This window comes from Corynebacterium sp. A21, assembly GCF_052266655.1.
Taxonomy (GTDB): Bacteria; Actinomycetota; Actinomycetes; order Mycobacteriales; family Mycobacteriaceae; genus Corynebacterium.
Genome location: NZ_JBQPQY010000002.1, coordinates 79,036 through 90,943, shown reverse-complemented (window position 1 = coordinate 90,943; position 11,908 = coordinate 79,036). Strand labels below are relative to the sequence as shown.

The window sequence follows — 11,908 nt, the reverse complement described above, 5'->3', positions numbered from 1 at the left end:
GGCACCGGACTTAAAGCCCAAAGAGAGCGGCTGCCGATCCAGGGATGTCAGGATCGGCAGCCGCTCTTGTGCTCTCCGCTAGAAGATAGTGACTAGCGCTTGAGCTGGTACCACTGGACACTCATGGCGGGGGAGTTGACCTTCACTGAGTAGGGCTGGCCGTCCCAGCCGTCCTCGGCACCGTGCAGTTCGGTGGCCAGCTCATTGCCGGCCCCCTCGTAGGCCTTGTCATCGGTATTGAGGATCAGCTCCCAGTTACCGGCGACCGGGATACCCATCTGGTAGTTCTCCCGCGGTGCGCCACCGAGGTTTAACACGGCCAGCACCGCGGAACCGTCGGTGCCCCAACGGATGTAGGCCAGCAGGTTAGCTGCGGCATCATCGCTTTTGACCCAGCTGAAGCCCTCCGGACCGAAGTCCTGGGAGTGCAGTGCGGAGACCTCGGTGTTGAGCTTGTTCAGATCCTGAACCAGGGTCCGGATGCCGACGTGGAACTCGCCCTGCCAGCCCTCCATATCTCCCCAGCCCAGGGACTCGCCCTCTTCCCACTCCTCCTGCTGGCCGAACTCCTGGCCCTGGAAGAGCAGCTTCTTGCCGGGGTGGGAGTACATGTAGGCGTAGAGGGTACGCAGCCCAGCGGCCTTGTTCCAACCATCTCCCGGCATGCGGTCCCAGAGGGAGCCCTTGCCGTGCACGACCTCATCGTGGCTGAAGGGGAGGATGAAGCGCTCGGAGAAGGCGTAAATCAGTGAGAAGGTGAGCTCATTGTGGTGGAAGGAGCGGTGGATCGGATCCAGGGAGAAGTACTCCAGGGTGTCATTCATCCAGCCCATGTTCCACTTCAGGGAGAAGCCCAGCCCGTTGTTGTGGGTGGGGGCGGTGACACCCGGCCAGGAGGTGGATTCCTCGGCGATGGTCAGCACTCCGGGGTGCTGATTGTGGACGGTGGCGTTCATCTCCTGGAGGAAGGTGACAGCCTCCAGGTATTCGCGGCCACCGTACTGGTTGGGCTCCCACTCGCCGTGTTCACGGGAGTAATCGAGGTAGAGCATCGAGGCCACGGCATCGACCCGCAGGCCGTCGACGTGGAACTCCTCGATCCAGTAGAGGGCGTTGGCGACCAGGAAGTTGCGGACCTCATTGCGACCGAAGTCGAAGACGTAGGTGCCCCATTCCTTCTGCTCGCCCTTACGCCAGTCGGCATGCTCGTAGAGCGCGACACCGTCGAAGCGGGCCAGCGCCCAGTCATCCTTGGGGAAGTGACCGGGGACCCAGTCGATGATCACGCCGATGCCCGCCTGGTGGCAGGCGTCGATAAGCGTGCGCAGGCCATCCGGGTCACCCCAGCGGGAGCTGGGGGCGTAGTATCCGGAGATCTGGTAACCCCAGGAGCCGCCGAAGGGATGTTCGGCCACGGGCATGAGCTCCACGTGGGTGAAACCCTGCTCGACGACATAGTCGACCAGCTCGGTGGCTAGGTCGCGGTAGTCGCGGCCCTGCCGCCAGGAACCCAGATGCACCTCGTAGATGCTCATCGGGCCATTGGTGGCATCGATCTCAGCGCGCTTGTTCAGCCACTGATCATCCTGCCACTGGTAATCGGAGGTGGCGACGATGGAAGCGGTTCCCGGGGGAATCTCGGAGAGCTTGGCCATCGGGTCAGCCTTGTCGCGGCGGTGACCCTCCTTGGTCTGAATGGCGAACTTGTACTTCGCACCCTCAACCACGTCGGGGATGAACAGCTCCCACACGCCTGCGGAACCCAGGGAGCGCATGGCGTGCTGGGAGGCGTTCCAGCCGTTGAAGTCACCGACCACGGACACCCCGATGGAGTTGGGGGACCAGACGGCGAAGGCGGTACCGCGGACGGAACCCAGGGAAGTCTCGTAGGTCTGGATATTCGCCCCGAGGACCTCCCAGAGACGCTCATGGCGACCCTCGCTGATCAGGTGGATGTCCATGTCTCCGAGGGAGGGCATGAACCGGTAGGCATCAGCGATGAGCACCGGCTCGGCAGCCGGCCAGGTGATGCGCAGACGATAGTCGCCAGCTTCACTCTTGGTGTCGAGTTCGGCGATCCAGATGTCATCGCCGACGGCGACCATCTCGATGCCCCGGCCGTTGAGCAACAGTTCCACCCGCTCTGCGCCCAGCTGCCGGGTCCGGACCACGGATCCGGTCTCGGTAGCGTGCCAGCCATAGAAATCATGTGGGGCATGGTGGCTGCAGTGGCGCAGTCGGAGCAGGTCAGCCTCGGGGATGAGATTGAAGGGATGGATGTTGGCACTGGCGTCGGTCATGCTCGTTCCTTGCGGTATGGGCCCATTGCAGTTTTGACCTGCAAATTCTTCAGTAGTGAACGTACTTCAGTACTGAACGTACCGGAGTACGGGGCCGCGGGCGGGACAAATCTGGGGATTCCACACACTGCGGGGGTACTTGTGGACTCCCACCGGGGGAGTCCACACTCAGGGAGTGTGGAAAACCGGGGTGATTAGGGGCGGTAGTCGGTGACCTGGCGGAAGGCCAGTTCATCCCGAAGGTGCTCCGGAACCTGCGGCAGCTCCAGGATGTGGGCCACATGACCCAGCGGCTCAAGTCGGACGAAGTTGTGCTCGGACCAGGTCCAGTGGGCCCCGGAGACGGCGTCCCGGACCGGGAAGGTCGCACCGGGTTCCTGCCCGATGGCGGCCAGGTCCACGTGCACGGTGGCTTCCTGGGGGTCGTGGGAATCCAGATTGACCACCACGAGCACAGCATCGCCGGTGGCCGGGTCAACCTTGGAGTAGGCCAGGACACTGTCATTGTCCACGGTGTGGAGGTGGAAGTTGCGCAGCTGCTGCAGCGCCGGGTGCTCGCGGCGGACCTGGTTGAGCTGGGTGATGTAGGGCTCCATGGACTCCCCACGGGCCAGCGCGCCGGCGTAGTCGCGGGGACGTAGCTGGTACTTCTCGGAGTCCAGGTACTCCTCGCTACCTTCCTTGACCGCGAGGTGCTCGAAGAGTTCATAGCCGGAGTACACGCCCCACAGTGGGGACATGGTGGCGGCCAGGGTGGCGCGGATGGCGAACATCGCGCGGCCGCCGTGCTGCAGCGAAGCGTGCAGGATATCGGGGGTGTTCACGAAGAGGTTCGGCCGCGAGATATCGGCGGCGTCGCGGATCTCGGTGGCGAACTCGGACAGCTCTTCCTTCGAGGTCTTCCAGGTGAAATAGGTGTAGGACTGCGAGAATCCGAGCTTGCCCAGGCCATAGAGGCGGGCCGGGCGGGTGAAGGCCTCAGCCAGGAAGAGGACCTCTGGGTTGGTGGCGTGGATCTCGGCGATCAGCCAGGCCCAGAAGTCAGCGGGCTTGGTGTGGGGGTTGTCCACCCGGAAGGTGGTCACTCCCAGATCAACCCAGAATTTGACCACGCGGTAGACCTCCTGGGTGATGCCCTCCCAGTCGTTCTCGAAGTTCAGCGGGTAGATGTCCTGGTACTTCTTCGGCGGGTTCTCGGCGTAGGCGATGGTGCCATCGGCCAGCTCGGTGAAGAACTCGCGGTGATCGCGGGCCCAGGGGTGGTCCGGGGCGGCCTGCAGCGCCAGATCCAGGGCGATCTCCAGGTTCAGTTCCCTGGCCCGGGCGAGCAGTGCGAGGAAATCCTCCTCGGTGCCCAGTTCCGGGTGGAAGGCATCGTGCCCGCCGAGCTCGGAACCGATTGCCCAGGGCGAGCCCACGTCGTGGGGCTCCGGGGTCAGGGTGTTGTTGCGGCCCTTGCGGTTGACTTCGCCGATGGGGTGGATCGGGGGGAAGTAGACGGTGTCGAAACCCATCGCGGCGACGCGGTCCAGTGCCTTCGCGGTGGTGGCGAAGGTGCCGTGCACCGGGTTGCCCTGGTTGTCCCAGCCGCCGGTGGAACGCGGGAAGAGTTCATACCAGGAGTTGAACAGGGCGGACGTACGGTCCACCCGCACCTCGTGGACCTGGCCGCGGCGCAGCTGCTCACGAAGGGGATGCTGCGCCAGGATAGTGGTGGTGGTGGCGGAGAGTGCGTCGTCGATACGCGCCTGCAGATCGCCGGGGCTGCGCAGGCCCTCAGCCACGCGCTTGAGATGGGCCCCCTCGGCGGTCGGTGCCCCGGCGGCGGCGCGCTCGAAGATCTCGACGCCGTGGGCGAGGTCATTGGCCAGCTCATCCTCGGTCTGACCGGCGGCGAACTTCTTGGTCACGGCATTGCGCCAGGTGGCCACCGGGTCGGACCAGGCATCGACCCGGAAGGTCCAGGAACCGGGCTCATCGGCGGTGAAGACGGCGTGCACGCGGTCCACATTGTCGCGGTCGCGGGTCATGGTGAACACCCGGGCCTCGGCATCGCCGGGGCCGCGGACGTTCAGGCTGGCCGAAATAGCGTCATGGCCCTCCCGCCAGACCAGTGCGGTCACCGGAATGACCTCTCCGACAACGGCCTTCGCCGGGAGTCGACGTTCTGAGACAAGGGGACGGACATCATCAATCTGGCCGGACATCTTCAACACCTTCGATCGAGGGGGCGGGATCAGAGAAAGACTAACTCAGCTGTGTCAATTCCACAGCGAGACGGAGAATCAGTCATGATGGTGGGTGTGAGCGAGATTAATGAGGACCTGCTGATCGACTTCCGTGACGTCACCTTCGCCCGTGGCGGCCGGAACCTCGTGGGTCCAGTGAACTGGCAGGTTGAACTCGATGAGCGATGGGTGATCATCGGCCCCAATGGGGCCGGCAAGACCACCCTGATCCGGATGGCCGCGGCCGAGGAGTTCCCCTCTTCGGGGGCGGCGTATGTGATGGGCGAAAAACTGGGCAAGGCCGATATGCGTGATCTCCGGTCGATGATCGGGGTCTCTTCCGCGGCCCTGGCCAACCGCATCCCCGGTGAGGAGACCGTCTCCGATCTGGTGATCTCCGCCGGATATGCCATTCTCGGCCGCTGGCGTGAGGAGTACACCGAGCTCGATCTGGGCCAGGCCATCGAGGTCCTGGAACGGGTGGGCGCCTACCACCTGGCTGACCGCACCTGGGGCACCTTGTCCGAGGGCGAACGCAAGCGGGTGCTCGTCGCGCGCGCCCTGATGACCAATCCCGAGCTGCTCATCCTCGATGAGCCCTCCGCCGGGATGGATCTGGGCGGCCGCGAGGACCTCGTCGGCTATCTCGGCGATCTGGCGATGGATGCCGATGCCCCGGCGATCGTGATGATCACCCACCATGTGGAGGAGATCCCGGACGGCTTCACCCACGCCCTGCTGCTCGACGAGGGCGAGGTGGTGGCCCAGGGCCTGATCAACTCGGTGCTGACCTCTGAGAATCTGACCCGGGCCTTCCATCAGCCGATCCAGGTCGACCGCATCGGGGAGCGTTACTTCGCCCGCCGTATCCGTCGGGGCGGATCCCACCGCCGCTAGCCGGTTAGCCGGAGCCCGGCGGCGGCAACCGGGACTCCCCGGCGGCACCCGCCGGCTGGCTCCGTAGAATGTGAACAAAGCCATGTGAACCGGGGGAGGAGTGATGGGGTAGTGCCGACAACCGAAGATCAGTCCGGGCTGGGCGGATCTCGACTGGCAGCCACCGTCCTGCTGATCCGGGACGGTACCCAGGGCCTTGAGGTCTGGGTGCAGGAACGGGTCTCGACGATGCGCAACTACCCGGGGATGACCGTGTTCCCCGGTGGGGGTGTGGACCCGCGGGATTTCCCGCCCCGGGTCTGGGACAGCGGTGACCTCTGGACCGGGCCCTCGGTGATCTCCGTCGCCCGGCGGATGGGCACCACCAAGTACAAGGCACATGCGCTGGTCTTCGCGGCCGTGCGGGAACTCTTCGAGGAGACCGGAACCCTCCTGGCGACGCATGCCGACGGCCGGCCGATCACCGATGCGGGGCCCTATCACGCGGACCGGCTAGCCCTCGAAAGCCACCGGCTCTCCCTGACCGATGTCCTCAGCGACAATGAACTCAAGGTCCGCTCTGATCTGCTCACCCCCTTCGCCCGCTGGGTGGGAACCTCCCAGAGCGGAAATACCTTCGACACCTACTCCTTCCTGGCGGTCGCCCCGGAAGGGCAGGAAACCGACGGCGAGACCTCCGAGGCGGCCTCCGCCGGCTGGCTGTCCCCGAAACTCTTATTGGAGGGCTGGCAGGTCGGTTTAGTCCGGCTGGTGATCCCCACCTACGCCCAGCTCCACGCCCTGGCCCAGTCACATACGGTCGCCGAGGCCCTGGCCGCCACCGAGATCGCTGATCTGAGCCCGGTGATCGGCGATCCCACCGAGGACCCGCGCTACCACGAGTTCTTCCACACTTCCCGCCCCGATCGGATCGGAGACTTTTGAGCTACACCCTGAACGAGATCGCCTTCCTGCACTCCCAGGATGCGGAGATCACCGCGATCGGCCAGACCCTGCCGCTGAGCAAAACATCCATGCTTTCCGACGCCACGACCCTGCGGGAGCGCTTCGGCGAGCACGGCCGGGCCGCCGCGGAACTGCTCAACGCCCGCCGCAGCGCCCTTGACAAGCTGCCCGCCGGATGGCTGGCCTGCCATGAATCCGCCCAGCAGGCCACGCCACTGCCGGTGGCGCAGGTCCGCGCCGCGCACCTGCGCGCCCAGCTCGGCGGCGACGCGATCGCCCACGACGTGACCTGCTCGATCGGCACCGAAGGAGCGGCCCTGGCCGGGGCCGGGCTGGGCTACCTCGGCTCTGACCTGGATGCCACCCGCACCCGGATGGCCTTTCATAATCTGGCGGGCACCCCGGGCACCCTGATCTTCCGGGCCGACGCCCTGGTCCCGGCGTCGACAAGCGCCGATGTGATCCTGGCGGATCCCGCCCGCCGCGAGGGCGGCCGCCGGATCACCGACCCGGCCAAACTGATCCCGCCGCTGCCGGATCTGCTTGCGGCCTGGCCGGGCAGTGAACTGGCGATCAAATGTGCGCCGGGGCTGGATTTCAGCCAGTGGCAGGGGATGGTCTCGGTCTCGAGCGTGGAGGGCGCGGTCAAGGAGGCCTGCCTCTACACCCCAGGCCTGAGCGATGGGGCACGTCGGGAGGCGATCATGATCGACCGCACCGGGGTGGTCGATCGCCTGGATGACCGGCTGGATGATCACGCCGGGGAGGATCTTGCAGCCGCACCTGGGCGCTTCATCATCGACCCGGACGGTGCCGTGGTGCGCGCCGGGCTGGTGCGGCATTATGCGGTGCGTGAGGGATTGTGGATGCTCGATGAGCGCATCGCGTATCTCACCGGGGACCGGCTGCCTGCCGGCCGCAGTGGTTTCGAGTTCATTGAGCAGGTTCCGCTGAAGAAGCTGCGTGCCGCGTTGGCCGGCCGTGATGTGGGAAGTCTGGAGATCCTGGTACGCGGGGTGGATGTGGATCCCGATCAGTTGCGGCGGAAGCTCAAACTCAAGGGATCGAAACCGATGGCGGTGGTGTGCACCCGCATCGGTTCCACCGGCGTGGCACTGATCTGTGGTCCCCGGGTGTGGGCGACTACGGTAGAGGACAAAACTGCCTGAGCCCCCGATCGTGTCACCTTGCCCGGCGTAGGGTGGCCTAAAGAGTTTGCTAGACTTGGCAGTTCAATAGATATAGACAGAGCAGTACGTTTTACGAGAGGTGAATGATGCCCACAATCGTGGCACTTGTGAAGAACGTTCCGGATACCTGGTCGACCCGGAAGCTCACCCCGGATTTCCGGCTGGACCGCGAAAGCGTGGATTCCGTGATCGATGAGATCAATGAATTCTCCGTGGAACAGGCACTGCGCCTGCGGGATGAGAACCCCGACGCCGGTTACCGCGTGATCGCCCTCGGCGCGGGTCCCGCCGGTTCGGAAGAAGCGCTGCGCAAGGCCCTGGCCATGGGTGTGGACGACGCCGTCCTCCTGGCCGATGAGGCCCTGGCCGGCTCCGATGTCATCGGCACCGCCTGGGCGCTGAACAACGCCATCAACACCATCGAGGATGTGGCGCTGATCATCACCGGCGTGGCCTCCTCGGATGCCGCTGTGGGAGCGTTGCCGGGCGTGCTCGCCGAGTACCGCCAGATTCCGGCGCTGACCAGCCTGAGTGCCCTGAAGTTCGAGGGCGGCCAGCTCTCCGCCACCCGGGAGACCAACAAGGGCACCTATCAGCTGCAGGCCGCTCTGCCGGCGGTGGTCTCGATCTCCGATAAGGCCGAGAAGCCGCGTTTCCCCAACTTCAAGGGCCTGATGGCCGCGAAGAAGGCCGAGATCACCGTCCTGGATCTCGCCGCCATCGGGGTCGCCCCGGAGCAGGTTGGCCAGGCCCATGCCGCCACCTCGGTCACCGCTGCTCAGGATCGTCCGGCCCGCACCGCCGGCGAGGTCTTCCAGGCCAATGACCCGGCTGCCGCCGCCGCGAAGATCGCTGACTTCCTCGCCGCCCAGAAGCTGATCTAAGCAGTTTTTCGCCTCTTCACACCTTCTAGGAGAATTTCACCCATGAGCACCGCATATGTCCTGGTAGAGCAGCAGGGCGGCACCCTTGACCCGGTCACCGCCGAATTGATCACCGCCGCCCGCAACCTCGGTGAGGTCACTGCCGTGGTCGTCGGCAAGACCGGTACACACCAGGCGCTCGCCGCTGAGCTGGCCGCCGCCGGCGCCGCCGCGATCATCGCCGCCGAATCCGATTCCTATGACGCCCGGCTGATCCTGCCGGAGGTCGATGCCCTCCACACGATCGCCTACGGCGCACCCGGTCCGATCCTGGTCGCCGCCACCACCGAGGGCAATGAGATCGCCGGCCGCCTGGCCGTGCGACTGGCCTCCGGGGTGCTGACCGATGTCGTCGCCGTCCACGCCGACCGGACCGCCACGCAGTCCATCTTCGGTGACACCGTCACCGTCTCTGCAGTTGTTGGCGGCGGTTGCCCGGTATACACCTTGCGCCCCGGCGTCACCGAGGCCGTGGCAGCACCGGCCGCCGGGACCGTGCAGGTCATCGGCCTGCCCGAGGCCACGGCCAAGGATGTCACCGTCGTCTCCTTCACCCCGGCTGAGGTGGCTCAGCGCCCGCCGCTGACCCAGGCCAAGACGGTGGTCGCCGGTGGCCGCGGCGTGGGCTCCGCGGAAGGCTTCACCGATCTGGTCGAGCCGCTGGCCGATGCCTTTGGTGGTGCCGTGGGCGCCACCCGTGATGCCGTGGATGAGAAGTACTACGGCCCGGTCTTCCAGATCGGCCAGACCGGCGAGACCGTCGCCCCCGATCTCTACATCGCCCTGGGCATCTCCGGCGCCATCCAGCACACCTCCGGCATGCAGACTGCCAAGACGATCATCGCGATCAACGAGGACGAGGACGCCGCGATCTTCCAGATCGCCGACCTCGGCGTGGTGGGCGACCTCTTCGAGATCACCCCGAAGCTGATCGACGAGATCACCAAGCGGAAGCAGTAACACCGATGCCGGGGCAGACCTACCTGGACCACGCCGCCACCACGCCGATGCGGCAGGTGGCGGTGCAGGCCTGGGTCGAACACGCGCAGGCGCTCAACCCGGGTGGCCAGTACAACTCCGGCCGCCGCGCCCGCAGTGTGCTTGACGACGCCCGCGAGACCATCGCGCAGCTGCTCGACTGCGATCCGGTGGAGGTCATTTTCACCGCCTCCGGCACGGAAGCCGACAATATCGGTATCCAAGGGCTTTATGCAGCCTCCGGTCTCTCGCGGGTGGTGTCCACCCCGATTGAACATCCGGCGGTCTTCGATACCGTCACCGCGCTGGGTGCTCTCGGCGCTGAAGTTGCATTACTGCCGGTGGATGGTTTCGGGCGGGTCTCGGAGTTCTCGGCGCTGGACACACCAGCTGCCGTGGCCGCCTGCATGTGGGCCAATAATGAAACTGGGGCGATCCAGCCGATAGCGGAGGTCATTGCCCGAGCCGCCGCCGCCGGCACCCCGGTCCACGTTGATGCGGTGCAGGTGGTCGGCCACCTGCCGGTGAATTTCCGTGAACTGGGAGCCACCACCTTGGCGGCCTCGGCCCATAAATTCGGTGGACCCAGGGGAGTGGGCCTACTGCTGGCCAAACGCTCCCCGGCACCGACCGGGATACTCCACGGCGGCGGCCAGGAACGTGGCATCCGCCCCGGCACCGTCGATGTCGCCGGAGCCGCAGCCACCGCGGCAGCGCTGGCCGAGGCAGTAGCTGAGATCGAGGTGGAGGTGCCGCGACTGCAGCGCCTGCGGGACCGGCTGCGCGCCGGGATTGCAGGACTCGTGGATGACGTGGCCTTCCACACCACCGAACCCGCCCTGCCCGGCCACCTGCACATGTCTTTCCCCGGTGCGGAAGGCGATAGCCTGCTGATGCTGCTGGACAGCCTCAGTGTGGAGGCCTCCACCGGTTCAGCCTGTGCCGCCGGCGTGAACCGGGCCAGTCATGTGCTCCTGGCGATGGGGGTCAGTGAAGCCGAGGCCCGTGGCGCCCTGCGGCTGACACTGGGACGTACCACCACCGCTGAAGATGTGGATCGGGTGCTTAGTCTCATCAGCGATGTCGCTGCCCGGGCCCGCGCAGCGGGCATGGCCTTCTGATCAGCGGTTACTTCCGGAACTCGTGGTTCGGGTCGAAGGCGATCTTTGCGGTTTCCCCGGCAACCGAGGAATTGCCACCGGTGATGATGAAGATCAACACCGGGGCCACCGCGTCCAGGGCGTGGCAGGTGAACTGGCTGCTGGTGTCGAGCGTGGTGCAGTCCCGCCACTCCATGGTGCCCACCATGGAGTCGCGCCAGGAGATCAGGCCGCCGAGGAGGGAAGCCTCCTGCCCCAGGGGTAACCCACCCGAGGTCATCGGCTCACCGTAGACCCCCGTCTGGGCCGGCACCGTGGAAGCTGGCGGCCGCCAGTGGCATTCCGCCAGCCACCGTTGCGGCGAGCACCCCGGCTGCTGTCATATTCCGAATGCTTCTGGACATATGTGACCTCCGGGCCATCATTAATGCGATGAATCCGGGTTAAGGGTTTGCTCAGGAGTTCTCTGGGTATTCTCTGAAATGGTTGTGATGGGGTGTGTGGATGAGGGGAGCGGGCACCTCCCTTGTGCGGTCTCCGCTGGAGCGCCCATGAGGCGTCGGGGAGGGCGTGGGGCAGAGGGAGCTGTTGCAACTTTGGGCGAAGAACTGAGAATGCTCCGTTCTTCGTCGCCTGGTCGGCATTATGGTCCAGCACGCTGAGGTCGTCGCGGACACCCGGCTAAGAATGCTGGCAGTGGGTACTCCTCAGGTGGTGAGAAACTGAGTCATCTCAGCGGTTCACCCAGGATTCTGCAACAGTATCTGTCCTCCTTGTAGATGAGTTATACGCGCCCGCGGCGCCAAGTCCATACCGATAAGCCCAGGCCCGCAACAGCGGTAACAACCCACAGGATTTTTCCCGGCCACAATGGGTCCGCGTAGTCGTCCGAGGGATCAGACAAGGGGGCGTACATGGTCCATCCATATTCCAGGCCCAGTGGCGCAACGGGGAGGAATGAATAGACGGTGAGCGCCACGGCCAAGGCGGTGATGGGAAATACCACCCAGAACCAGGGAAAGCCGAGCTGCTCTTGTTTAGCCCGCCGGGGAAGTACTGCCCCGGCGACTGTGAGGACGATGAGGACCGCGAGCCCCAGAAGCCATGTCATGGAACCATGATGTCATTTTCTTCCGGAAGTTTCGTTGGGTCGCTGTGTACGTCACTCTGGGGGTGCTGTTGCAAACAGGAATTCCAGATATTTAACTATTTGTTAGCGTGCAGCGCAGTGTGGGTGCCGGATCCGCTATTTTCGCCGAAAACGCGAGTTTGAAACAGCGCCAACCTGCGGAAACCGTCGAGCGAAGCTGCGAGTCGCATACCAGTGGCAGGGCACTCCCAGATTGG

At 65.2% G+C, this 11,908-nt stretch carries 10 protein-coding genes; 6 read left to right on the top strand and 4 right to left on the bottom strand.

The features are described 5' to 3' along the window. Positions 1-92: 92 nt before the first annotated feature. Together glgB and ACTU46_RS04565 are read right to left on the bottom strand one after the other, a co-directional pair. The gene (glgB, locus tag ACTU46_RS04570) at positions 93-2,300 is read right to left on the bottom strand and encodes a 1,4-alpha-glucan branching protein GlgB (protein WP_443379697.1); all 2,208 of its coding nucleotides are present in this window, start codon (positions 2,298-2,300) and stop codon (positions 93-95) included. Positions 2,301-2,494: 194 nt separating this feature from the next. Further along, the gene (locus ACTU46_RS04565) at positions 2,495-4,507 is read right to left on the bottom strand and encodes a maltotransferase domain-containing protein (RefSeq protein WP_443379694.1); all 2,013 of its coding nucleotides are present in this window, start codon (positions 4,505-4,507) and stop codon (positions 2,495-2,497) included. A gap of 96 nt (positions 4,508-4,603) precedes the next feature. Here ACTU46_RS04565 and ACTU46_RS04560 point away from each other — a divergent pair, with 96 nt between their 5' ends. From ACTU46_RS04560 to ACTU46_RS04535, 6 genes are all read left to right on the top strand, one after another. After that, positions 4,604-5,425: an ABC transporter ATP-binding protein gene (locus ACTU46_RS04560; protein ID WP_443379691.1), complete on the top strand. Its 822-nt coding sequence runs from the start codon at positions 4,604-4,606 to the stop codon at positions 5,423-5,425. A gap of 111 nt (positions 5,426-5,536) precedes the next feature. Then, complete coding sequence (locus tag ACTU46_RS04555; protein WP_443379688.1) at positions 5,537-6,349, top strand: NUDIX hydrolase; 813 nt, start codon at positions 5,537-5,539, stop codon at positions 6,347-6,349. After that, positions 6,346-7,539, top strand: coding sequence for a THUMP-like domain-containing protein (locus ACTU46_RS04550; protein WP_443379686.1), 1,194 nt, complete (start codon positions 6,346-6,348; stop codon positions 7,537-7,539). The genes ACTU46_RS04555 and ACTU46_RS04550 overlap by 4 nt, the downstream gene beginning before the upstream one ends. Positions 7,540-7,646: 107 nt before the next feature. Then, positions 7,647-8,444 (top strand): electron transfer flavoprotein subunit beta/FixA family protein, encoded by a 798-nt coding sequence (locus tag ACTU46_RS04545; RefSeq protein ID WP_443380397.1) that lies wholly within the window; start codon positions 7,647-7,649, stop codon positions 8,442-8,444. A gap of 42 nt (positions 8,445-8,486) precedes the next feature. Beyond that, entirely contained in the window at positions 8,487-9,443 is a 957-nt protein-coding gene (locus tag ACTU46_RS04540) for an electron transfer flavoprotein subunit alpha/FixB family protein (RefSeq protein WP_443379683.1), read from the top strand. 5 nt (positions 9,444-9,448) lie between these two features. Continuing rightward, positions 9,449-10,582, top strand: a complete 1,134-nt coding sequence (locus ACTU46_RS04535) for a cysteine desulfurase family protein (RefSeq protein WP_443379680.1) — start codon at positions 9,449-9,451, stop codon at positions 10,580-10,582. Between the two features lie 7 nt (positions 10,583-10,589). Here the strand turns inward: ACTU46_RS04535 and ACTU46_RS04530 are convergent, their stop codons facing one another. Beyond that, the gene (locus ACTU46_RS04530; RefSeq protein ID WP_443379677.1) at positions 10,590-10,874 is read right to left on the bottom strand and encodes a hypothetical protein; all 285 of its coding nucleotides are present in this window, start codon (positions 10,872-10,874) and stop codon (positions 10,590-10,592) included. Between the two features lie 471 nt (positions 10,875-11,345). After that, positions 11,346-11,672: a hypothetical protein gene (locus ACTU46_RS04525; RefSeq protein ID WP_443379674.1), complete on the bottom strand. Its 327-nt coding sequence runs from the start codon at positions 11,670-11,672 to the stop codon at positions 11,346-11,348. Between the last annotated feature and the right edge of the window lie 236 nt (positions 11,673-11,908).

Excerpts from the sequence above, each read along its gene's own strand:
- ACTU46_RS04525 (WP_443379674.1), bottom strand. The coding sequence starts at position 11,672 with ATGACATGGCTTCTGGGGCTCGCGGTCCTCATCGTCCTCACAGTCGCC.
- ACTU46_RS04535 (WP_443379680.1), top strand. The coding sequence starts at position 9,449 with ATGCCGGGGCAGACCTACCTGGACCACGCCGCCACCACGCCGATGCGG.
- ACTU46_RS04540 (WP_443379683.1), top strand. The coding sequence starts at position 8,487 with ATGAGCACCGCATATGTCCTGGTAGAGCAGCAGGGCGGCACCCTTGAC.
- ACTU46_RS04545 (WP_443380397.1), top strand. The coding sequence starts at position 7,647 with ATGCCCACAATCGTGGCACTTGTGAAGAACGTTCCGGATACCTGGTCG.
- ACTU46_RS04565 (WP_443379694.1), bottom strand. The coding sequence starts at position 4,507 with ATGTCCGGCCAGATTGATGATGTCCGTCCCCTTGTCTCAGAACGTCGA.
- glgB (WP_443379697.1), bottom strand. The coding sequence starts at position 2,300 with ATGACCGACGCCAGTGCCAACATCCATCCCTTCAATCTCATCCCCGAG.